Raw genomic sequence first — 23,573 nt, 5'->3', positions numbered from 1 at the left:
GCCTCGTTAGCCGCATCGACCTCAGCGACCTCCGGTGGCGCGCTGGTCGCGTGCTGCTCGCCGTGCGAGCGAACCGGACGGCTGCAGTCGACTCACGAGACCGCGTTTCGCTCGGTAGCGGAACCGGCTCCGCTGGCGGGCGAACCAGCCGAGCGCTCCCTGCGCCCGTGACGCCTCGGCCTCCGACCGCTGCCACAGCTCGTCGGCCGTCGTGTCGTCCACGTCACGACCGGAGAAGACGACGTCGTCGGTCGTCCCCGCGAGCGCGGTGAGCGTGGTCGCGCCCTCCGGTTCCTGGGCTCCGAGCACCGACGCCGTGGTCGACCGCGTCGCGGCCGCAGGCACCGTGTACCCGAGCTCGGCGTAGCGGTCGATCAGCTCGTCCCACGCACCGGCCGCACTGCGATCACCACCGCCCGCGCGGCGACGCTTCGTCCGCCGACGCTTCGCGCCGGTGATGGCGAGGAGCGGGATGAAATACAGCGACACCGGGACACCCACGATCAGCGCGAGCCACCACACCCATTCCGGGATCACGAGTCCGTCGTTCTTGTCCTTGTCGTCGCCGTCGTCGATCGAGGCCTCGGTGAGGAGGCTGTCGTCGAGGTTGTCGCTGCGCGGCGGCTGACGCACCTGCGGCTGCGGCTCGGTCTTCGGCTTCGGGTCCTGGTCCTGCGGGATCTCGGTCTCATCCGGGGTCGGCGAGAACGCCACCCAGCCGTAGCCCTCGAAGGGCACCTCGACCCACGCCGTCACGTCATCCCCGACGACCTGCACCGAACCCTGGCCCTCGGTCACCTCGGGTGCGAAGCCCATGACGACCCGCGCGGGGTAGCCGAGCGAGCGTGCCATGAGCGCGAACGCCGACGCGTACTGCTCCTCGTCGCCAACCATCGGTGTGCGGGTGAACAGCTCCGACATCCGGTCGGCACCGTGACCGGCGCGCGACGGAGAGCTGTCCGAGGCGAGCCCGTGGCTGAGGAACCCGGTGGTGCGGAGCGTCTGCTCGATCCGCCGCAGCTGGGCCATGGGGGTCGTCTCGGCGCCGACGAACTCCGAGGCCTTCGCGACCACGATGTCCGGGATGTTCGTGACGGGCGGCAGCTCGACCGCTGCGGTCGGCGTCGTCGCGAGGGCCGTGTCGCTCGGGACCGCCTGCGTCGTGGTCCGCTCCTCGTAGTCGTCGCCCGTGCCGATGCCCGAGGTGATGACGGCCGCGCCACTCTCGGCGTTGTAGCGGATGTCCTCGGATCGCTCCGCCGCCTTGCCGTCGAGGGTGAGCGCGCTCGGGTACCCGACGCTGGGCACCCAGATGTCGTCGTAGCCGGTGACGTCGATGGACACCCGCCGGTCGCTCCCCGGTGTCATGAGCTGGGGTGCGGGGAGGTGGTCGCCGACGAGCTCGAAGGCACCGGAACCGTCGGTCGCCGTGGAGGGCCCGGAGACGGTCCACAGACGGCCGTCGTAGCTGTCCATGGCCGCCAGACGGATCCGATCCCCCGGCTCGAGGCCGGTCGCGGTGAAGAGCTTCGTCTCGGCGAGGTCCTTCGTGTACTCGCGGAACCCGGCGAGCGGGCTCGGGTACTCCAGGGGGTCGAACGGCGGGGTGACGACCTCGCGGAGGACGAACCGTGAGTCCGTGGGAGGCGAGGCGACGACGGCCGCACCGCCGCCGACGACGACCGCGACCGCGGCGAGGACCGCCGTGCCGATGATCTTCTTGCGACGGAGGACGGCGGTGGTCGACGCTGCCGCGTTCTCGCCACGACCGGCACCCGGCCGCCAGCCGAGCCAGAGGAGGGCGATGAGCGCGAACGCGATCCCGCGGACGGCCGCCAGGAAGGGCGTCTGCGTGCCGAGGAGGACGCCGAGGGCGTAGAGCACGGTCGGGCCGACGAGCACGATCGCGCAGCGCACGGCGACCTGCGGACGGCGCGGCAGCCAGCGGACGGCGAGCACGGCGGAGACGACGCCGACGAGCAGCCCTGCGACGTAGGGCAGGGTCATGATGTACGCGGGCGCGCTCAGCGGGGTCTGCAGAGTGACGAAGTCCTTCCACCCGAACACCGCGCCGATGCTGATCCCGCCCAGGGTCCGCAGGTTCGGGAGGACCGCGAACGTCGCCACGGACGGCATCGCCAGGGCACTGCCGAAGACGTAGAAGACGAGGACGGTCGAGAGGCCGGTCAGGAGGGCGTTCAGCCGGAGGGCGTGGGAGGCGACGCCCACCGCCATGCCGAGCGCGAGGCCTCCGAGGCCCGCGAGGAGGAACCCGGTGCCACTGAGCGCCGCTCCGAAGCCGAGCAGGCCGAGGGCCGCGAGGACGAAGACGACCGCGAGGTCGATCCAGGAACGGCCGGGCAACGGCCAGGGCGCGGTGAAGGTCGGAACGATGCCCTGGACGTCGACGTCCGCCGCCGAGCCGGGAACGCGCCCGGGGCGCACCGTCGTGCGCTCGTCGACCCCGCTCACAGGGCCCTCGACATGACCTTGGCGAGGTCGCTCAGCGCCCCGACGGTCATGACGTTCATCCCGGCGACGTCCTTGATGCTGGCTCGAGCGCCGCGCTCGACGCGGATGCCGAACACGTTGACGTCGGGACCGAAGAGACGCTGGATCCCCCGGTACTCCTGTGCCTCGAGTCGCGAACCGGCGACGATGATGACGACGCTCGGTGCCGGCAGGCGCTTCGTGGTCTCCCGGGCGAAGGTGCGCGGGGTGTCGAAGGTGCCCTCGGCGAGCTGCAGCCGGCAGCTGTCGTCGAGGAAGGACGTGACCGTGTGGGTCCGGAGCGCGAGTCGATCGGTCACGACGCTGATCGGCACCTGGTCGAGGATCACCTGGGTGGCGATGGACGCGGTGAGCGACACCGCCAACTCGAACTCGTCCTCGTCCTCGGCGTAGTAGCGGGAGTCGGTCGTCATCACCATGGTGAGCTGCGACCGCCGCGTCTCCTCGAACTGCCGGACCATGAGCTGGCCGGTCTTCGCGGACGACTTCCAGTGGATGTAACGGCGGTCGTCGCCGGCGACGTATCCGCGGAGGGCGTGGAAGGAGATGTCGTTGTTGGTGATGGTCTTCGTGACGAGGCCTTCGAGGTCGCGGATGAGACCGGCGGCCGTCGGGTGGAGGCGCGTGGTCTCGGGATGCACGAAGAGCTCGACCGGCTCCGTCCAACGCACCTCGCGACGCAACAGACCGAGCTGGTCGCCGCGGACCGAGACAGCGGGCCCGGCGGGGATCACGGCTCGCCGGTTCGTCGGTACGGCGAACAACTCCTCGTGCTCGCCGTCCTTCGGGATGGCCGGGATCGCGAACTCCGCCAGGCCGTAGCCCACGGGGACCTCGAGGCGGGTGGGTGTCGTGGCGCGGTTGCCGGGGTTGGCGATGAGGACCTGCCCGATCGCGCGCTCGCCGACGGTGACCCGGCTGGGGTTCAGATGGATGGAGATGCGGAAGGTCGACCGCCCGAAGAGGTAGGCGACGGAGGCCAGCAACGCGGCCAACGGCACGAAGCCGAGGAAGACGAGTTCCGCCCACCCCAGGATGAAGCCTGCGACGGTCGCGATGACGCCGATCGCCAGGACGACCCAGCCGAGGCCGCTGACCACAGCGAGCACAGGCTGCGCTGCCGTCCAGGCGACCCTGACCCAGGGCACGACGACGGCGCCCACGCCGTCGACGAGGCCGCGGACCGGGTTCGGCCGTCGGGCCGGGACCGGCCCACCGTCGTCGTGCGCGTCGGGGCCGTCCGGGCTCGTCTCGGCAGGCGCGCCGACCGTCGCCGTGCGGACCGGGTCGGATCCGTCCGGCGCGGCGGCGGCGCGCTGCTCGAGGGTCTCACTCATGCTGCGCGGTACGCCGGCGGAGCGATGCTGACGAGGACCCGGGCGACGACGTCCTGCGCGGTCACGCCGGCGAAGTCGGACTCGGGGTCGATGATGATGCGGTGCGCGAGGACGGCCTGCGCGAGGTCGTTGACGTCGTCAGGGGTGACGTACGTCCGTCCCTGCGAGATCGCCCAGGTCTTGACGGCGCGCACGAGCGCGAGGGCACCACGCATGCTGACGCCGAGCGCGACGTCCTGGTCGTCCCGCGTGGCCGCCACGACGTCGGCGACGTACTCGAGGATGCTGCCGTCGACGTGCACCTCGGTAGCGAGCTGCGCCATGGTGATGACCGCACTGGAGGCGATGATCGGCTGCACCTTCGTCGCGCGGGCCCGGTTGGAGGCGTCGAGCAGCAGGTTCACCGAGGTCTGGCGGTCGGGGTAGCCGAGCGTCGTCTTGATGAGGAACCGGTCGAGCTGCGCCTCGGGCAGCTTGTACGTCCCGGCCTGCTCGATCGGGTTCTGCGTCGCGATGACCATGAAGGGCTTGCCGGCCTCGTAGCTCGTGCCGTCGATCGTGACGATGCCCTCTTCCATGACCTCGAGGAGCGCCGACTGCGTCTTCGGCGAGGCGCGGTTGATCTCGTCCGCGAGCACGATGGAGGCGAAGATCGGTCCCTTGTGGAACTCGAAGATCCCCTTGCCCTGGTCGTAGATCGTCACACCGGTGACGTCGGACGGCAGGAGGTCGGGCGTGAACTGGATGCGCGAGCTCGTGCCGTCGAGCGTGTTCGCGAGGGCCTTGGCGAGCACGGTCTTGCCGGTGCCCGGGTAGTCCTCGAGGAGCACGTGGCCCTCCGAGAGCATGGCCGTGACCACGAGCTTGATGACGTGCTCCTTGCCGAGGATGGCCTGTTCGACGTTGCCGACGAGTTTGCCGAAGGCATCGGCGAACCAGGTGGCCTGTTCCTGCGTGACAGTCATGGGTGTGCTCTCCGTGAAGTGAAGGTCGTTGTGGTTCTAGAGGTTGTTCCAGGCCGAGCCGGACATCGAGCCGATGGTGAACGTCTCACCGGTGGCGTTGTTCCGGAACGTCGCGGCGATGGTCTCGCCGCCGGTCATGACGCCGAGATGGTTGTGGTGCGTGAAGCTCCCGTTACCACCGACGGTCACGTTCATGGACGTGCCGATCGCGCGTCCATCGCGGGTGATGTCCACGGTGTAATTGCCCTGGGGCACGTTCTGGTAGTTCACACCGACGTCGTAGCAGCCGGTGCCGCCACTCTGACAGGCATGCGCGCCCCCGGACTTGAACAGGGAGCCGCTGGGCTTCGGCGGCGGCGGATCCTTGACCGTGGCCTCCGCCGGTCCGCCCTCCGGGCCGGTTCCGCCGGGCCCGGTCGCGGACACGTACACCTGATAGGTGCCCGCGCCGATGCCGCCGACGGAATCGCTGGTGCTCCCCGTCGTCCCCGTCTTCACGGTGCTCGAACCGCTCATGATCCGCCAGCTGTAGCTCGTGACCTGTCCACCGTCATCCGCTGGCCTCGCCCACTGCATGGTGAGGGTCGCCGGGGCATCTCCGGATGCCCGCAGCGACACGTTCTGCGGCGCGGTCGGGACGCCGTAGGCGGTGGCCGTGACCGTCTCGGAGTCCGCGCTGTTGCCGACGGCATTGTGCGCGTAGGCGGAGAAGGTGTAGCTCTGCCCGTTCGTGACGTCGAAGGTGCAGTCGTTCCCCGGGGCGCACTGCTTCTCCCCGCCGCCGCTCCACTTCACCGCGTGGTACTCGATGGGCGCGCCGTTGCTCGCGGGCGAACCGCCGACGACGACGGTGATCTTGCCGCTCTTCGCGCTCTTCAGACTGAGCGACGGCGGATCGGGGACGTCCTTCACGATGACGGTGATGCGGCCCTGCACTCGTCGGTTGGGGTCGTTCGTCGCGTCCTGGACCGTGTAGATGACGCTCACGGTCCCGCTCTTGGACGAACCGGGCGTGACGGTGACCGAGCTCCCGGACACCGTGGCCGTCGCTCCACCCGCCGGGGCGCTCTCGACCGTGGCGTCGAGGATCTTGAGCGGCGTGTCTGGGAACGGGTTGTAGTCGTTGGCGAGCACGTTGATCGACTCGGCCTTGTTCTTGCGGCCCTCTTCCACGCGGTCGTCGATGGCACGCGGGAGCGGCCTCGTCGACGACACGACGCGGACGTTGACGGACCCCGGGACGGAGTACTCCTTGTAGTTCACGGTGAAGGTGAGCGTCGCCGAGGTGCCGGGCTGCGTGCCCTGCGGGGCGGAGATCGTCACCTGCGAGCCCGACAGGTTCCCCTGGACGCCCGCTGTGGTCCCGCCGAAGCCCTGGTAGGTGAGGGCTGCGAGGATCTTCGGGTTCGGGTGGTCGCTCGACGCCCGCAGGTCGACCGTGATGGGTGCCTCTCCGGCCTCGATCGTCACCGTCGGCGGCGTGAACGTCGGCGGGACGTCCTCGAGGTCGGGGTCACCCACCGTGATCGGCAGGGTGAGCAGTTTGCTGTCCCGGCCGTCGGTCGCCTCGAAACTCACCGACGCCGGTCCGCGATAGTCCTTGGCCGGGGTGAAGGTGATCGTGGCGTCGTCGACGTAGCTCGACGTGCCGTTGCTCCGGAAGTTCACGACACTGCCCTCGGAGGCGATGGTGACGGGCTTCCCGGACGGCGACTCGGTGATCTCCGAGAGCTTCCAGGTCCGCGTCTCGTTGACCTTGACGATCTGCTCGGGCAGAGGGCTCTTGATCCGCGGCGGCTCACCGTCGGTCGCCGCCGGCACGATGATGAACGCCGCGCCGCTCAGCTGGGTGACGGGATCCGTCAACCGATAGGCGATCGCCTGGCGTCGGTCGGTGAGGGTGACCCGGATGGTGCCACCGTCGCGCACCTCGCCGGACGGGGCGTTCGCACCCTCGAGGCTCGGCTGCAGGTCGTCCACGAGCCCCCCGGGGTTCTGCGCACCGTCGAGCACGTCGATGTCGACGGTCTTCTTCCCGACGATGTCGGCGTCCTCGAGGACGTGGTCGTCGGCCTCGGGGAACTGGGGCTTCGCGTCCTTCGTGACCTTGACCTGGATGTAGGCGCTGTCGATCCCGCCCTTGCCGTTGGTGATCTGGTATCGGACGGTGAAGAAGGCCTCCTCGTCCGGCACCTCGATCACGACGCGACTCTTGCTGACCTCGGCGGTGAGGCCGTCGTCCACCGAGAGCAGCTTCGGTTCGAGCTTGAGCTTGTAGCCGTTCGGATCGGAGTCGTTGGAGAGCACCGGCACGGAGGCGACCTTGCCCGGGAGGACCTCGATGTAGTCGTCGACCGCGTTCGGTTGCCCGTCGACCTCGGGACGCCCGATGACGCCGATCTTGATCGTGCCCACTGCGACCGCGCCGTAGGTGTCCTTGACCCGGTACTGGAAGGTGTCGGTGCCGGAGGAGTCCGGGGCCGCCTCGTAGACGAACCAGGTGCTCCCCTGCTCGATGACGCGACCGAGGAGGGGCGCGGAGGCGATGTCGTCGAGGACCACCGAGTCGCCGTTCGGATCCAGACCGTCGAGCGGGACGTCCACGCGGACCGTCGCACCGGCGAACACCCGGGAGGTGAGCAGCTGCGGGACGGGCGGTTGGTTGTTCTTCTTGTCCTCGCCGACCACGTTGAAGGTCACCGTGGCCGTGTCGGCCTCGCCGAAGGTGTCGTACACGCGATACGTGGCGGTGTAGGTGCCGGGCTCGGTCGGCGCCTGGAACCGCACCTCGTCGTCGTCGACGAAGGCCAGGCCGGCGGTCGGCACGTCGACCAGCTCGCGGTCGACCAACATCACGGCCGCGTCGGGGTGGTAGTCGTTGTCGAGCACGGCGACGTTCGCGATGTCGCCGGCGCGCACCACGACGGCGTCGTCGCTCGCGACCGGCGCCTGGTGCTTCGGGAGCGGCGGCACCGGGACGATGGTGACCGCCGCCGTCGCCGAGGAGGTCCCGTCGGAGACCGTGTAGGTGAACTGCAGTTGTCCCTCGAGCGGTGCCGAGGAGGAGACGCGCACCACGGCACTGTCGAGGACCTCGACGGAGAGGGAGGCGGACTCGTCCGGCACGTCGACGGACTGGAGCGCCAACACCTGACCGCCCGGCGACTCGTCGTTCGCGAGGACCGGGATCGTGATCGTCTCGTTCGGTCGCAGGTAGCCCTCGTCCTTCACGGCGACCGGTGGCTGCACGTCGGTGGGCTTCTCCAGCACGTCGACGCGGATGAGCCCGATGCTCGAGGCGATGCCGGCACCGAGCGTGTACTTCAGGTAGTAGGTGCCCGGCTCGTTCGACGAGACGGTGACCGACTGCTTCTCGAGACTCGGCGACGACACGAGTCCGCCCTGCAGGGCTTCGACACCGATGAGACCGAGGGGCGCACCGCTCGGTGACTGGTCGTTCGCGAGTGGCAGGACCTGTGCGGACTCGCCGACGAAGGTCGAGACGAAGTCCGGTGTACCGATGGGGCTGAGGGCGCCGGCGGGTTGCACGTCGACCTTGAGCGTCCCCTCCGCCGAGGTGACGCCGTCGGACACGACGAATTTGACGTCGCGCGGGCCCATCTCGGGCGAGGCGTGCGTGAACGTCACGAAGCCGTCCGGGGTGAAGCGGACGAGGTCGCCGGACGCCGGCGAGGCCGACTGGAGGAAGATGTCGTCACCGTCGGGATCGCGCCAGTCGGCGAGCACGTTGTAGGTGACCGTCTGCCCGGCCTCGACCGACACGGCGGCCTCGCGATGGGACGTGGGCGGCTCGTTGACCTCGGGCGGTTTGATGGCGATGCTCACGTTCGCCTCGGCCACGCCACCCGGCCGTCCATCGTTGACCGAGTACCGGAACGACGTCGTCCCGGCCACGAAGCCCTCTGCGGGCGTGAACTGCAATGCCCGCTTGCCGTCGATGTACTCCAGCTTGCCGGTCTCGGGACCGATGTCGCCGAAGTTCTGAATGGTCAGGACGTCGCCGTCCGCGTCGGAGTCGTTGTCGAGCAGCGGCAGGACCGTCGCGCGGCCCGGGCGGACGCCGAACGCGTCGTCGCGGGCGATCGGCGGCCGGTTCTCCTCGGTCCGTTCGGCCAGGGTGTCCTCGAAGGACTGCTCTGACGCCTTCTCGTCGCCGTCCTCGCCGTCCTCCTCCTGCGGAGGCGTCACCTCGTCCCAGTTGTCGACGAGGCGCATGTTCGCCTGCACGAGCCAGGAGTTGCCGGTCTGGACGTTGTTGAGCGCGATCACCGAGCGGTTCACCCGGAAGACGAGCTGCTGCCCGACGGTCTCCGGGTTGATGTCGGCGATGACCGGCTTCTTGTCGGCGCACTCGGCGGCATACCGGCTGGAGGAGGCCCACGCACCGTGCATGCAGCCGTCGAGGTTGACCGGGGCCGTGACCTCGGCCGCACTCGTCGCCTCGGTGACGACGTCCGCGTCGAGCACCTCCGGGTCGCCGCCACCGAGCGGGATGCGCACGAGGGAGTCGCCGGTCGCGATGACGGCCGCGTCGTCGGAGGCCGACGGCTCCTGGATCTTCAAGGGCTTGCCGGGCAGCTCGACGATGGAGCCGTCCTGCTTCACGAGGTCGCCGGACTTCAGGTCGAGGATGACCGCCTGCTCACCGGCCGCACTGAGCTGGTACTCGTCGAGCTTCGGGAGCTTCGACTCGGTCTTCGTGCCGTCGGGCAGGATGCGGTAGAGGATCCCCTTCGCCGGTGCCACCGCGAGGATGGTGCCCGTCGAGGTGACGACCGCCTGACCGGCCTTGCCGATGGAGACGATCGGTTTCGTCTCCGTGGGGTCGAACCGGAGTTCCCCAGCGGCGTCGACGGACCAGAGCTTGCCGGTCTCCCCCGCCACGACCGAGAGTCGGTCGCCGCCGTAGTGCACCGTCGCGCCGGTCGGCAGCGAGACGCGCTGGATGAGACTCGTGAACGCCGGGTCGATGCGCTCGAGCGAGGAGAGCGCCTTGTCCTGGAGGAAGACGTCGTCGCCGTCCTGCAGCACGTCGGCGTTGTTGGAGGCCGTCGAGACCGCTCCGTCGAGTTCGGAGATCTGGTCGTTGAGGCGCCCGGCGAGCAGGGATTCACCGTTGGTGACCCAGACGTCGCGGGACTCGAGGTCGACCTCGGTGACGGGGAAGCCCTGGTGGATGAGTGCAGCGGTCACCGGTACGGCGACGAGGACCGACAGTGCCGTGATGGAGGCCGCGGTCTTGCGCTTGCGCAGCCAGGCGCTCCAGTTGCTCACGATCCCCCAGGTGATGTTCGGTCAAGGCACGGTCCACGCACCGCGCTGCAAACGCGGAGTCACTCTAACAAACAAGTGCCGTCTGGAAAACGGTTGCGGGGGTCAACCTCAGGCTGGTCGTCCCCCGTCGACGCCCGCCTGGTCGGCATGGTCGAGGAGCGGCAGGTCGCTGGCGTCGACGAGCCTGGTCGAGACGGCGTACTCGACCAGTCGTGCGCGACGTCCGGTCGCGAGCTTGCCTGGTCCGCCGCGCAGCCCCTGCACCCCGAACTTGTCGAGCTTGTCGCAGACGTTGTCGAGCTTGCGGTTGAAGGTGGTCTGGCTCCAGCCGAGGCGGGCGGCGGCGGCCGCAGACGCCGGGATCTCACCGCGGCCGGGCGACGCCTGACGCAGGACGTCCTCGGCCAGGGCGACGATGAGGAGGCGCTGGCTGCTCGTCAGGTGGATCGGACCGACGGTCGTGGTCCCGGCGGTGGTCGTCGAGAGCTGCGACGGACTGAAGTACTCGAGATCCGAGGTGATCGTGAAGTCGTAGGTCGTCGTCCCCGCACTGAACAGCACCTGCAGCTCGGGGAACACGATCGGGAGCCGCGCGCCGGGCGCGAGCCACGCCTGCACGTTGCCGGTGGTGTCCGTCACCGTCGCGGAGAGGGTGTTCCCGATGTTCGTGAGCCACCAGAGCCCGGCGTCGAAGGTGACACTGAGGAAGGTGCGGTGCAGGAAGGGGTTCTCGTCGACGACGAGGTCGCCCTCGCGCCCGATCAGGAACGGCTTGCGTGCGTCCACGGCGTACTCCTCGCCGCAGAACTCGACGCGCACCGCCGTCTTCGTCGTCGTCGTGTCCGTCGCCTCGTCCATGCTCATCGCCCAGTCCCCCTGATATCTGTCATCGTGTCGCTCCCCGTGCGTCCGTCCGACGCGTCCGTCCCGCTACTGCTGCGAGCACATCTCGAGTGGATCGGGCGAGGTGACGCCGCCCCGGACGATCACCACCTCGATGCACAACTGCGCGCCCGGAGCACTCGGCTTCAGATCGACCGCGTACGTCGAGGTCGGTACCTTCGGCGAGTTCTTGCCGCTGCTCGTCACCTGGTAGATGTACGAGTCGCCGTCCTGCGGATCCGGGTTGTCCCAGATGAACGTGACGACGCTGCCGTCCTCGCTGATGTTCACCCCGAACGGCTTCGGCGAGGGGACGTCGCTCAGTTGGATCGGCGCCCCGGTCGCGGCGGCGGTCGGCTTCGGGTCGGCGGCCGCGCCCTGCCAGATGATCCCGGCCGCGATCCCACCGACCGCGAGCACCGCGACGCCGCCCACGACGAGGAGGCGGGTCAGTCGGCGACGTCCGCCTCGTCCGTCCGTACCGGCATCGGGGTCCTCCGCCGGACCTGCGGCGGCGGTCTCGAGGCGGTCGCGGCGGATCGTCTCGGAAGGCGCCGAGGCCGCTCCGACGGTGATCGGCGCCGACGGTTGGATCGGCTGCACGAGCGGTCCCGCCGAGCGGACCACCGTCTCGTCGCCGACCGGAGGCTGCACACTCGGCACGCCGGGACGTGGCTGGGCCTCGACCGTCGGGACCTGTCGGACCCGCGTCTCGTCCGACGCACTGCTGGACGTGTCCGGTCGGGGGGCCTGCGACTGCGGCTGCACGAGGTTCGGGATGTCGATGGGTGTCGGCGCGTACGCCAGCTCCATCTCGACGCGCTGCAACGCCCGCGCGAAGTCGACGGCGCTCTCGAAACGGTTGGCGCGGTCCTTCGCGAGGCCCTTCTGCAGCGTCGCGACGAGGGAAGCCGGTGCGTCGTCGCGCCCGAGCGGCGTGATGGTCCCGCGCTCGATCCGGCTGATGAGGTCGGCCGCACCGTTCGACTGCCCGGGGATCTCGAACGGCGTCCGCCCGGCGAGGAGCGTGTAGACCGTCGCCGCCAGGGAGAACACGTCGGACCGCACGTCCGGATGCGGCTCGTCCTCGAACATCTCGGGCGGCGACCAGGGGATGGAGAGACCGACCGTCTGCGTGCCCGAGGCACCGGTGGAACCGACGTCGCCAGGGCGCCCGGGGCCGGCGTTCGTCGGAACCTCGAGTTCGACGGCCTGTGAGATGCCGAAGTCGGTCAGCGCCGGCCAGCCGTACGCGTTGGTGAGCACGTTGGCCGGTTTGATGTCGCGGTGGAGGATGCCGGCCGCGTGGGCGGTCGCCACCGCACTGGCCAGGCGGACGCCGGTGCGCAGCGCATCGGCGACGGCGAACCGCCGCAGCTTCGCCTGCTCGGCGAGGCTCGGCCCCGCGCAGTACTCCATCGCGAGGTATGGTCGTCCGTCCGGGGCGACGTCCGCCGTGTAGATCGTGACGATGTAGGGGTGCGCGGAGAGCTGCGCCATGAGGTTCGCCTCGGCGACGAAGGCCTCACGGGTCTGCTCGCTGAGGTGCTCGGCGAGGAGCACCTTGACGGCGACCTGACGCCTCGGCAACTGCTGCTCGTACAGGAAGACGTCGGAGAACCCACCCGCTCCGAGCTGTCGTTCGAACCGCAGCCCGGGGATGGCCGGCGGTTGCGAGGGTGAACGGCGCACGTCAGCCCTCTCGGACGCGCAGCGCGACGCCGCCGCCGAGGTCGATGACGGTCCCGACGATCACCGGTGTCGGCTCCCCTGGTCGGAGGGACTGCGGTGCCTGACCGGGCAGGACGACCTGCGTGCCGTTCCGCGAGTGGAGGTCGGTGACGACGACCGTGCCGCCCTCGACCGCGACGCGCACGTGGCTCCGCGAGATGTCGTCGCCAGTGAGCGTGACGAGTGTCGGGACGACGGACGCCGGGACCTGCGAGACGCTCGGCGCCCGGCCGAGGACGACGGGCGAGGCGAGCGATTGGCGAGTGCCGCCGGGGAGTTCGAGATACGTGAGTGGGGTCGCCGACGGCGTGGACGACCGGGCAGGCGGGGTCTCGGCCGCTCGACGCGCACGCAGCGCGGCGAGGTCCTCGGCGAGGATCGTGTGGCCGTCGTGGTCGCCGAGGTCCGATGGTCCGGCTGCCGCGGGTTCCGGCGCGGCGACCGCGGTGGCTGCCGCCTGCTGGTGCGCCGACTCCTCGGCCGCCGCGCGTTCCGCGTCGCCGGCCTCGTCGACCGCCGCCGCACCGACCGGTCGGAGCACGGTCTGGCCGAACAGGAAGTCATAGCCCTCGTCGACGGGCTCCTCCGGGGTGGAGGGGGTCTCGTCCGGGTCGTCCTCGTCGTGGAAGAACTGGGTGTCGGAGACGGACGGCACGACGTGGAGCGACTGCGCCGGCTCGATGTGCGCCACCGGGGTCGCCTCGTCGCCGTCCGTCCCGTCGTCCGCGTCGTCCGAGGTCGCCGCGGACGCAGCGGGCTCGGCGGGAGCCGGGACGGGCGGGGCCGCGAGCTGCTCCGCCGCCGTCGGCGCATCGGTGGACGATTCGGTCGACCGGCGCTCGTCGCTGGTCGGAGCGGCGACGGAAGCCGTGGACTCCTCGTCGAGGGTCGCCGTGATGGACGTCGTCCAGACGGCTCCCGACCCGAGCGGGAGTCGCACGCCGGACGGGTTCGGCTGGTCGCTCCGGAGCGTGACGCTCACCGCGTCCGCGTGGTGTTCCTCGACCCAGGTGGTGGCGCGGGCGCCCAGGACCGTCTCGGTCCCGGCGGCGCTCGTCACGACGGCCGCGGCGAGCCCGCGCACGATGACCGTCGCTCCCGATCCGTCGCAGACGGCCGCGGCGAACGCGGGCGTGTTCGAGAGACCGCCGGCGGCGAGGCGGTCGACGATCAACGACAGCGACGCGTCGCCCGGGAGGTCTGCGGCGAATGCTGCAGCGGCGGAGTCGTCGCCCTGGGCGTCGACCAGCACCAGCCTGCCGGGTCCCGCCACAGCGAGCCAACGGCGGACCTCGGCCGGTTCCATTTCGTACGAGTACACGGCCACTCCTCTAGCCTCGCGGCATCGTCTCTTCAAGATACCCGAGACCACCCGCGTCATCGTAGCCGGGGCCGCTGGACATCAGCGAGGTCGACACGACGTCGACGACCAGTGCGGTCACGTTGTCCCGCCCACCGGCGGCCAGCGCGAGCTCCACGAGGCGGTCTGCCGCTCCCTCGAAGCCCTGCGACAGGACCTCGGCGATCCGCTCGTCGGACAGCTCGCCGGTGAGCCCGTCGGAGCAGAGCAGGAACCGCTGCCGCCCGACGACGGGAAGGAGCCAGACGTCCGGGTCGATGCCGGCCTCGACGCCGATCGCCTTCGTCACGATGTTGCGATCGGGGTGTTCGCGCGCCTCCGCCTCCGTGATGGAGCCGGCGTCGACGAGTTCCTGCACGGCCGAGTGGTCGACGGTGATCCGACGGAGTGCGCCGTCGGCCCAGGTGTACACCCGGGAGTCCCCCACGTTGAACACCATCCAATGGAGGTCGGTCTGCGGCGACAGCGCCACGAGCGCGAGGCCCGCGACGGTCGTGCCGATGACCCCGTTCGGCGTGGGGATGCCGCGGATGACCGCGTTGGCGGCGACGATCGTGGTCACGACCGCCTCGGTCGTCGTCGGGATGCCGATCGGGATGCCACGTTCGAGCGCCGCCGCGACCTCACGGCTCGCGACCTCGCCGCGTTCGTGCCCGCCCATGCCGTCCGCGACGACGAAGGCGGGCGCGCCGGCGTAGAACGCGTCCTCGTTCAGGCGTCGGACCAGCCCGGTGTCGGTCCGCCCCTCGCTGCGCAGGGTGTGCGTGGACCGCGCGGTCTCGATCGTCGTCATCCCTCTCCTGCCAGGTCGTCCGGAAGCGCTGGGACTTCGCCGGGCCAGGTGCCGTATCGGTCGTCGAGATCGACACCACGCAAGGAGACGACGTCGCCGCCGTAGGGGATCGTCGCGACGCCGAGCGTCGTCAGGGTGTCCGTCACCCACGCCGTGTCGCGACCGGCACCGTTGACCCTGAGCGTCACGAAGCGCTCCGGGGCGTCCTCGGTCTGCGACCAGACCTGGGCGAGGACGAAGTCGAGCAGCGCCGCGTCGCGGTTCGCACGCCGCTCGGGGACGACACCGGCATCGTAGGTCTCATCCAACTCGAGGTTGACCGCGAGATAGCGCGTGGAACCGTCGTTGGCCGGCGAGATCCGCGCCGCCACACCCGTCACCTCCTCGATGGCCGCGATCGCCTCATCGGTCGATCGCGCCTGTTCGGACGAAGGCCCGGGCGCCCCGGTCGACGCGGGCCGCCGGGCGCCGGGCAGCAGCGCACAACCGGCGAGCAGGCCGGTCAGCACGACGGAGACGACCACGACACTGAGGATCCGATGCATCAGTTCCGCCTTCCGTGATAGTCCACAACGGTCTGTTCGCCGCTGAAGAATCCTCCCGCAGAATCGAGGAACGCGTCGACACTCGGATCACCGGCGCGGCTGACCTCGTCGGCGAACTGCTCGTACCGGCGCGAGCTGTGCGACGACGCGATGCCCGGCTCGTGCGGTTCCAGTTCGCCGCTCTCCGGATCGACGAGCCGGGGGGCGTCACCCTGGACAGACGTCCAGTTGGCGCTGTCCGGGTTCTCACGGCCGTCCAGGCGCGCGACCGGGTCCTCCTCGAACTCGAGCGACAGCACCTCGACGTCGTCGGGGATGTCGTAGCGCGCGATGGGCGAACCCGCTGTGACGACATGGGTGATGTTGAACGGCACAGACGGGTCGGAAGCGATCAGGCCGGCCGTGATGCCCCCGAGACTGAAGCCCTCGAGCATGACCGGATCGGTCGGCGAGATGCCCTGGGCGCGCATCGCATCGAGGACCGCCGCCGCCAGCGCGGTCTGCTCACCTTGCATCGCGACGACGTCGGATGTCGAGTCGTTCGCAGCCGACCCGGCGTCGGGGTTCCAGACCATCGTGCTCGGGATCTGGACGATGAACGACTTGGGTGGGCCGGCCGTCTCGACGATCCTGATGTCGCTGAACTCCTCGCCGCCGATGCTGTCGATGGCGCTGGACCCTCCCATGAGGTCACCGATGCCGCGGACGTCTCCGTGCAGGACCGGGATCCCCCGGGGGCTTCCATCGTGTCCGACCGACAGGCTGGCGGAGCCGTCCTCGAAGAGCCCGAACCGGTTCCCGCCGCCCGCGATCGCCGCCACCGCCTGCTCGTAGGTGAGCGGTGGCCAGACCTGCCCGGTGAACGCGGTCATCAGCACGTTGAACCCGGGGATCACGTTGCCGACGAACGCGAGACCGGTCAGCAGGCCGGGTGCCCCGTCCGTGAGGACGTCGACGAGCCAGGCGTTCTCGCCGAGCACGGTGTTCCCGAGCGCCGCCAGTTCCTGGAGGTTCTCGAGCGCCTCCGAGTAGGTCTTGGCCGTACGGTCGATCACGTCCTGCGGTGAGTACGCCGAGATCGAGTTGGTCGCGAAGAGTCCGGCTACACCGGCCGGCGAGAGCAGCAGCCAGGGGTTGTCGCCGATCTGGTCCATGGTCTGCTGCGCGCCGTCGACCAGCGACTCCACGCCCTCCAGGACCACGTTGCCACCGGCGACGCCGAGCATCCACGCCCCGCCGACCACTGCGGCGCCCGCCGCGACGACGACGCCGACCGGCACCGCCAGGACGCCGACGACGAAGGCGACACCGTTGTGGAGGGCGACCGTCGCTGCGGCGATCAGCTGGTCGGCGGTCTCGTAGGCGACGACGGCGCCCTCGAGGAAGACGGCGGAGACGCCGGTCTCGGTCGCCACGAGGAGGAGGGAACCGGAGGCGAGGACGATGGCGCCTTCCGCGGCGGCCCCGGTGACCGGTGACAGGATGATCGACTCGAGGAGGTCGCCGTCGACCGCCTTCGCGGCCGCGGTTCCCGAGCGCCCGATCAGCTCGGTCGACAGCGTGGACAGCTGTCGTGCCTGCAGCCGCATGTCGTCGAGCTTCGCGCCGACGCCTCCAGTACCGCCGGAGACCGTGATCCCGCTCATGCGCGTGCTCCCTGGATGGTCGCGGCGATCGCCAACACCTCGGCGACGATGTCCGCGCGACGGACGGCCCGGATCGAGACCCGGGTCCCCTCGGCGACGGTGGTCGGGTCCATACCCGCCGCTTCGACGTCCGGCGTGTCGACCGACACGGCGACCCAGCCGTCGGCACCGCGGAGCCAGGTGTCCGTCCACCGTCTCATGGGCTCCCCGCTCCGGGAGAGCGCATCGAGCCGGAAGCCGCCGTCGATCCGCCGCGCGACACCGCCGAGGAGCACAGCGGCCTCCGGGCTGTGGAGCTGTTCGACGACCGCGCCGACGACGTCCGGTCGGTCCTGGCGGAGCGCGAGGACGAGCGCCTCGGCGTCCGCGAGCGGGAGGACGACCACGTCGGTCGAACGACCCCGCACATCCGGGACGTCGTGGAGCGCGGAGAGGGGCCGCAGGAGTTGCTGGGCCAGCCCGGCGGTGTCGAAGGCGCGGATCTCGACGGCGTCCTCGTCGCGCGCGGCCGTGCCGTGCTCGACGACGGACGCGTCCGAGTGGTCGACCCGCTGCGTCCGCAACAGCGCCAGGGCGTGCGCGCCGATCACGGAGACGGACTGGATCGCGGTCCGGTCGAGGGTCCAGCAGGAGGCGTCGACGGCCGCCGTCGCGAACTGCGGCATCGACAGGAAGGCGGCGAAATCGGGATCGACGTCGGCGGTGAGGTCGTCCGGGAGGCTGTCGTCGCCGCGGGCGAGGAGTCGCCGCTCCCGGAGCCGCGCGACGGCTCGCTGCTCGCGCTCACGGACGTCGGCGGACGACACCTCCGAACCCCATTCGCTGTGGAAGGCGGGTGGCAGCACGATGTGCGGGGTGCGGTGCTCCAGGACGTGGAGTTCGTCGGCGGTCAGCAGGAAGGCCGCCGCGGCCGGAGCCGGGCGGGTACGGGTCATGGGCATCAGGGGGTCCATCCTCGGCTGCGGTAGAGGTCTGCAAGGTCCAACCAGCTGCGGTCACCGGGGGTCGGCAGCGATGGCGTGGAGGCGACGATGTCCTTGGCCTGGTGCACGAGGAAGTCCGGAACCTCCTGGCCGAAGAACTCGAACACCTTCGCGGCACCGTCCTTCACGGTCTCGACCGCACCGGAGACGAGGTTCACCGCGTCGTTCCAGCGGTCGCCCACCCAGCGCGCGGCGTCCTCGATGAGCTGCTTCACGTGTTCGACGGCGGTCGCGTGCGCGTCGAGTTTGTCAGCGGCGTCGTCGAGCTGCGTCGCCGAGTTCTCGAGCGAGACCGCCCGGGTGCCGAGCTGCTCGATGAAGGTCTCCGCCGCGGTGGAGGTCCACGCGAGCTCGGCCGCCGAGCGGAGGTCTCCGGCACGGCCACGGACCTCGGTCGCGAGGGTTCGGAGCTCCGTCGCGCGGAGGCGGATCTGTTGGGTGTCGCCGTACACTGCTCGCTCCTCGTCGGGTGATGCTGCCTCGCTGTCGCCGTGGGTCGCCTTCGCCGGAAAAACCGCGCGCCCTCACCGACACGTGGTCGGGAGGGCGCGCAGAGCGAAGCCGACGGTGGTGACTACTGGCCGGCGCCGGCAGCGAGCGCTGCGTCGGTCTGCTCGAGCGTGGTCACAGCGTTGTTGAGGTAGCCCGACAGCTTGTCGAGGTGCTGGATCGTGACCGTCGCGCTCTGCGTGAAGGCCGTGTAGGTCTCGTTGAAGGTGCCGGACGCGGTGTCGGTCTGGAACCCGGAGGACACGAGGTTGTTGATGAGGGTCTGGAGGCGGTTGAGCGTGGTCTCGACCTCGCCCTTACCCGTCGTCAGGTTGACGGCGGCCTGCTTGATCTCGCTGTAGTTGACGTTGATGTTGGCCATGAGTCTTGCTCCTTCGTTGTGGTCACCGGCACCGTCGGTGCCTTCATCATGTAACCACAACGCCTCGCGGGAGCACATGGGGAGCACTCCCCATGCAGTCCCCATCCGGGGACGACGCCGCTCAGGCGACGCGGAACTCGGGCGCGATCGGCAGCTGCACGCGCGACAGCGCACCGCGGTTCGCGTACATTCCGCGCCCCTGCGGGAAGTCCTTGCGTGCGAGCCGGGGGAAGGTCGTCCGGAGGACGAGATCGCCCTCCATCTGCTCCGGCTGCAGCAGGATGCCCCGCCTGGCGCTCTTGATCTCACCCATGAGCGGCCAGGACGACGACCATCCCGACACCTCGTTCTCGGCGATCACGAGATGGTCGCTGCGCTTGATGGCCTTGATGAGCTCCACCAGCGGTGGGTCGGCGATGCCGTTGAGGTAGTCCGACAGCGTCTCGATGACGACGACCGTCCGGCCGGTCACCGTCTCGGCCGCGATCGCCGCGGACAGCGCCTTCGCCTGCTCGGCGATCGTCTCCGGGGTGACGGCCGACTCGTCGAAGCGAAGCTCCCGCAGCAGTTCCGAGCGCTTGGAGCCGAAATAGACGAAGCGCGTCGCCGGATCGAAGCGTCGCATGGCGCCGACCAGGGATGCGACGGCGTTCGTCCGACCGCTGCCGGGAGGGCCGCCGACGAGGAACGCGCCGGTCGGGTCGAAGCCGATCGGTGCGAGGTCGGCGTCGCCGATGCCGAGTACGGGGCGGTCGCCGACGCGCTCAGGCAGCTCGCGCGCCTCGATCTCCTTCGGCAGTGCGCCGATCGGCGGGGCCGTGATCGTGGCTCCCGCGCGGGACATGGCCTCCGCGAGCCGGACCGTCGCGACCGACTGGTCCGACAGCACCGGCGAACCACCGAGGATCGCGACCTGGACCTCGAGTCCGTCGACGATCGCCCGGCCGGCGGGCGACTCGGGGCCGAGGATGTCCTTCGGCACCCCGAGGAGCTGGTAGCCGGTCTCGTCCGCGAGGCGCAGCACCACACGCCGCTGCACACCGGAACTGATGTTCGTCGGGACGGAGCCCGGGCGGTCGGCCGAGAACGCGATGTTCACGCCGAGCTGCCGGCCGTCGGTGATGAGCTGCTGGAACAGCGTGTACCAGGAGGACAGGCCGAGCGTCGTCTCGTACTCCTGCCGGAAGGACTGGAAGCCGTCGACGAGCAGGAGGATGCGGCGCTCGTCGTTGCGACCCGAGACGCGGCGGTAGTCGGTGATGGAGGACGCGTTCGCCTCGGCGTACCGGACGCTGCGCTCGTCGACGATCTCCTTGATCCGGCGGAGCAGTCGGATGACGCGCTCCTGGTCGTCGCCGGGGATGATCGATCCGACGTGCGGCAAGGCCTCGAGCATGCGGAGGCTGCCCGCGCCGAAGTCGAGGCCGTACACCTCGACCGGACCGCCACGCGGCGTGATGCCGGCCGCCGTCGCGAGGGTCCGCAGGACGGTGCTCTTGCCCGAGCCACCGGTGCCGAACACGGCGATGTGGCCGTCGACGTCCGGCCGGAAGTAGACCGGACGCTGCTCCTGCGAGTCCGGGAGGTCGGCGACACCGATGAGGAGTTCGGCGTCGGACCGCTGACGGAGCTTGCTGAGATCGTAGACGGGTGCCAGCTCGTCGAGCCAGGGTCGTCGCGGCGCCGGGATGGACGCACGGTCGGCTGCGGCGATGATGCTCGCGACGAGCCGCTGCTGGTCGGTGGGGCCGAGGTCGCGCTCCTCCTCGGCGTCGGCCGCGCGGGGCTCCTCCCAACGCGTCTCGCCGCCGAACCGGAGCTCACGGACCTCGATGTCGGAGCGCTTGGGCTCGTCGCTCGTCCAACCGCCCGCGTAGCCCGACTGGAAGATGCTCAGGCGGCCGGGGCCGGTCTTCGCGATGCCACGCCCAGGCACGCCCGGGTCGAAGTGCGCCGCGTCCTTGACGCCGACCACGTCCTGGCTGTCGGACTCGTCGGCCATGCGCAGCGCGACGCGGAGGTTGGTGTTGGCGCGCAGGTTGTCCTTGATGACACCGGCGGGTCGCTGGGTCGCCATGATGAGGTGGATCCCGAGCGAGCGACCGCGCTGGGCGATGTCGACGACGCCGTCGACGAACTCCGGGACCTCGCCGACGAGCGCCGCGAACTCGTCGATGACGAGGACGAGGGCGGGCGGCGAATCCGGGTCGCCGCGCTTCTCGAGCTCGAGGAGGTCCTTGGCCTTCTTCCGGTTGAGCAGGTGCTCGCGGAAGTGCAGCTCGGCGCGGAGGCTCGTGAGCGCCCGCCGGACGAGGTGCGGGCTGAGGTCGGTGACGAGTCCGACGCAGTGCGGGAGCGTCACGCAGTCCGCGAAGGCCGAGCCGCCCTTGTAGTCGACGAAGAGGAACGAGACGCGGTCGGGGCTGTACTCGGCCGCCATCCCGAGCACCCAGGCCTGTAGGAACTCGCTCTTACCGGCACCCGTCGTCCCGCCGACGAGGGCGTGCGGGCCCTGGGATCGGAGGTCGAGGTGCATGGCGTCGACACCGCCCGATCCGACGGTCGCGCGCAGCTGGCCCGCCCGGCGGGGCTTCGGCGGGAGCCCGGGCGTGCGGTCGTGGATCGAGGAGTTCTGCCGCCAGCGGTCGACCACGGCGTCGCTCGAGGTCGTGAGCTCCGGCCCGAGCAGCGTCACCATCGACACCGACCGCGGGAGGTCGCTCGAGTCCTCGACGAGGGCACCGGCGTCGATCACGGACGCCATGCGCCTGGCGTAGTCGAGGGCCGTCACGGGGTCGACGAACTCCGGGCGGGCGTCGTCGACGGAGTAGCCGAGGCGGACCATGCCGACCGTCGCCGGTGCGTCGACGCCGGCGCCGGCCTCCGGGACCTGCAGGAAGGTGCGGCAGGCGGCCGGCAGCGAGACGACGTCGTCGGCGATCCAGATCGGGAAGACGCCCGCGTCCGCCGCGATCTCGGCGAGCTGGACGAGGCGTGCGCGGTCGACGCCGACGTCGTCGGAGATGAGCAGGACGATCGCGGGGATCGGGGACTTCGTGCCGGTGTCGTTGGAGCTCTTGGTCCCGATCTCGGCGCCGCGCTCCTGGGCGGCCTGCTTCTCGGAGATGGCTCCGCGTCGGGCGTCGCCGGCCCTGGCCGCCTGCAGGCGGGTCTGGACGAGTTCCTCGATCGCTGCCAGGAGCAGGTTGCCGCTCGACACGCTGTCGGCGAGGTGGCCGACGTCGAGCGGGCTGTTCGGCGACGACGCGTGCGGGAGCCACTTGACCCAGGAGAGGGCGTTCGACCACGCGGGCGAGACGATCGCCGAGACGACGACCTCGGCCGGCGAGTGGAGGGCGGTGAGCTGCACGAGGATGCCGTTCACCGCTCCCCCGGCGGTCTGCGGTGAACCGGCGATGCCGAGCGCGCCCGCGTCGTAGAGGTTGTCGATGATGGGGACGTCGGCGACGGTCGCGTACTGGTCTTTGAGCTTCTCGAGCCGTTCCTGGAACTCCGGCAGGAAACTGTCGCGGGCCTTCGCCGAGACCTCGTTCCTCGACGGCATCGTGCCGACGCCGAGCCGGAGGTTCAGGAAGGACCAGTGCTCGGGGCGCCTGGTCCACAGCAGTGGCCCACGCGTGAGCGCGTGCTTGAGCGCCTCCGAGGTGGACGGTGCCTCGCGCATGCGGACGTCGTGCTCGATCTCCCGCTCGGCCGCGAGCTGCTTGCCGAGGGACTCGAGCCGCTCGTCGAAGATCTTGATCTGCTGCTTGAGCTTCCGCTTGTTGCGCCCGCGACCGGTGAAGTAGTTGCCGATGAGCATGAGCGGCGTCATGGCGATGAAGATGAGCGACAGCGGGTTCTTCGTGAAGAAGTACATCGCGCCGCCGAGGAGCATCGGCGTCAGCATGCCGAGGAGCGGGAACGGCTGGTTCTCACGCTCGGTCGGCGGCTCGGGGGCGGGGAAGGTCTCCCCCGCGTAGCGCTGTTCGACCCGCGGCGACCGGTTGAAGTACACGGGCCCGGCCTTCGGGACGACGCCCGCACGGCCGACGGTCCCGGCGAACCCGATCTCGACCTCGGTGTCGCCGATGAGCACGCGCTCCGGCTCGATGACCTTGAGTCGAGGCACGATGCCACCGTCGACGACGATGCCGTTGGCCGCGCCGAGGTCGACGAGTTCGATCTCGCCGCCGACCTCGAGGCGTGCGTGCCGCTTCGAGACGAGCGGATCGTCGAGGACGATGTCGCAGCTCGCCTCGCGACCGATGGTCCAGCTGCCGGCCGGCAGGGTGAACTCACGGCCGGCGTCATCGCCGGAGAGGACCCGCACCACCGCGACGGCCGGCGCCTGACCGGTGCGCGCCGCGGAGTAGTAGACGCCCGCGTCGGCGAGCTCGATGACGGCACCCGAACCGACCCACGCCTCGCCGATCGGGGCCTCCGGCGGGAGCGGGAGGGTCTCGGTCGAGCCGGGAAGGCGGGCGTGCAGCGTGAAGTCGGCGTTCGCGGAGTCGGGCCCCTGCGGGTCGACGCGCGCGATGGTCGACGCGACCTCCGCGATGCTCGCCGCCGCGTCCGTCGTCACGACGATGTCGGCGGACGAGCCCGACGGCCTGGTCAACGTCAGCTTGATGCGCATGCAGGATCCCCT

Annotated in this window: 13 protein-coding genes and 1 pseudogene; all 14 read right to left on the bottom strand. The window is 70.3% G+C overall.

Annotated features, from left to right (window positions below; genetic code table 11):
* Positions 1-21 precede the first annotated feature (21 nt).
* The 14 genes and pseudogenes from BWO91_RS05320 to BWO91_RS05255 all read right to left on the bottom strand — a co-directional run bounded on the left by BWO91_RS05320 (position 22) and on the right by BWO91_RS05255 (position 23,561).
* Positions 22-2,472, bottom strand: coding sequence for a transglutaminase-like domain-containing protein (locus BWO91_RS05320; protein ID WP_079001705.1), 2,451 nt, complete (start codon positions 2,470-2,472; stop codon positions 22-24).
* Positions 2,469-3,848, bottom strand: a complete 1,380-nt coding sequence (locus BWO91_RS05315; RefSeq protein WP_079001703.1) for a DUF58 domain-containing protein — start codon at positions 3,846-3,848, stop codon at positions 2,469-2,471. Before BWO91_RS05315 ends, BWO91_RS05320 begins: the two co-directional genes overlap by 4 nt.
* Positions 3,845-4,813 (bottom strand): AAA family ATPase, encoded by a 969-nt coding sequence (locus BWO91_RS05310; protein ID WP_079001701.1) that lies wholly within the window; start codon positions 4,811-4,813, stop codon positions 3,845-3,847. Before BWO91_RS05310 ends, BWO91_RS05315 begins: the two co-directional genes overlap by 4 nt.
* Before the next feature lie 36 nt (positions 4,814-4,849).
* On the bottom strand, positions 4,850-10,108 hold the full coding sequence (locus BWO91_RS05305; protein ID WP_079001699.1) for an Ig-like domain-containing protein: 5,259 nt from the start codon (positions 10,106-10,108) through the stop codon (positions 4,850-4,852).
* A 108-nt stretch (positions 10,109-10,216) separates the two neighbouring features.
* A complete protein-coding gene (locus BWO91_RS05300) occupies positions 10,217-10,972 on the bottom strand; it encodes a hypothetical protein (protein WP_231884419.1) in 756 nt (251 codons plus the stop codon).
* A 66-nt stretch (positions 10,973-11,038) separates the two neighbouring features.
* The gene (locus BWO91_RS05295) at positions 11,039-12,682 is read right to left on the bottom strand and encodes a protein kinase domain-containing protein (RefSeq protein WP_079001697.1); all 1,644 of its coding nucleotides are present in this window, start codon (positions 12,680-12,682) and stop codon (positions 11,039-11,041) included.
* Between the two features lies 1 nt (position 12,683).
* Positions 12,684-14,042, bottom strand: coding sequence for an FHA domain-containing protein (locus tag BWO91_RS05290; protein ID WP_153303393.1), 1,359 nt, complete (start codon positions 14,040-14,042; stop codon positions 12,684-12,686).
* Between the two features lie 10 nt (positions 14,043-14,052).
* Entirely contained in the window at positions 14,053-14,874 is an 822-nt protein-coding gene (locus BWO91_RS05285; protein WP_064296716.1) for a PP2C family protein-serine/threonine phosphatase, read from the bottom strand.
* Positions 14,871-15,419: a hypothetical protein gene (locus BWO91_RS05280; protein ID WP_079001694.1), complete on the bottom strand. Its 549-nt coding sequence runs from the start codon at positions 15,417-15,419 to the stop codon at positions 14,871-14,873. The genes BWO91_RS05285 and BWO91_RS05280 overlap by 4 nt, the downstream gene beginning before the upstream one ends.
* Positions 15,419-17,065 carry a hypothetical protein gene (locus tag BWO91_RS05275; RefSeq protein ID WP_079001692.1) on the bottom strand — a complete coding sequence of 549 codons (1,647 nt, stop codon included), beginning with the start codon at positions 17,063-17,065 and terminating at the stop codon, positions 15,419-15,421. Before BWO91_RS05275 ends, BWO91_RS05280 begins: the two co-directional genes overlap by 1 nt.
* Positions 17,062-18,006 (bottom strand): hypothetical protein, encoded by a 945-nt coding sequence (locus BWO91_RS05270; RefSeq protein WP_064296719.1) that lies wholly within the window; start codon positions 18,004-18,006, stop codon positions 17,062-17,064. The genes BWO91_RS05275 and BWO91_RS05270 overlap by 4 nt, the downstream gene beginning before the upstream one ends.
* Positions 18,006-18,503 (bottom strand): annotated as a pseudogene (locus BWO91_RS05265) (hypothetical protein); the annotation flags it as partial. The gene BWO91_RS05270 and the pseudogene BWO91_RS05265, both read right to left, overlap by 1 nt.
* A 119-nt stretch (positions 18,504-18,622) precedes the next feature.
* A complete protein-coding gene (locus BWO91_RS05260) occupies positions 18,623-18,919 on the bottom strand; it encodes a WXG100 family type VII secretion target (RefSeq protein WP_056008215.1) in 297 nt (98 codons plus the stop codon).
* Positions 18,920-19,040: 121 nt separating this feature from the next.
* Positions 19,041-23,561: an FtsK/SpoIIIE domain-containing protein gene (locus BWO91_RS05255; protein WP_079001688.1), complete on the bottom strand. Its 4,521-nt coding sequence runs from the start codon at positions 23,559-23,561 to the stop codon at positions 19,041-19,043.
* Between the last annotated feature and the right edge of the window lie 12 nt (positions 23,562-23,573).

Source organism: Plantibacter flavus, assembly GCF_002024505.1.
Lineage (GTDB): Bacteria > Actinomycetota > Actinomycetes > Actinomycetales > Microbacteriaceae > Plantibacter > Plantibacter flavus_A.
Note: the sequence above shows the minus strand (reverse complement) of the source record. Positions and strands in the feature narration are given on the sequence as shown.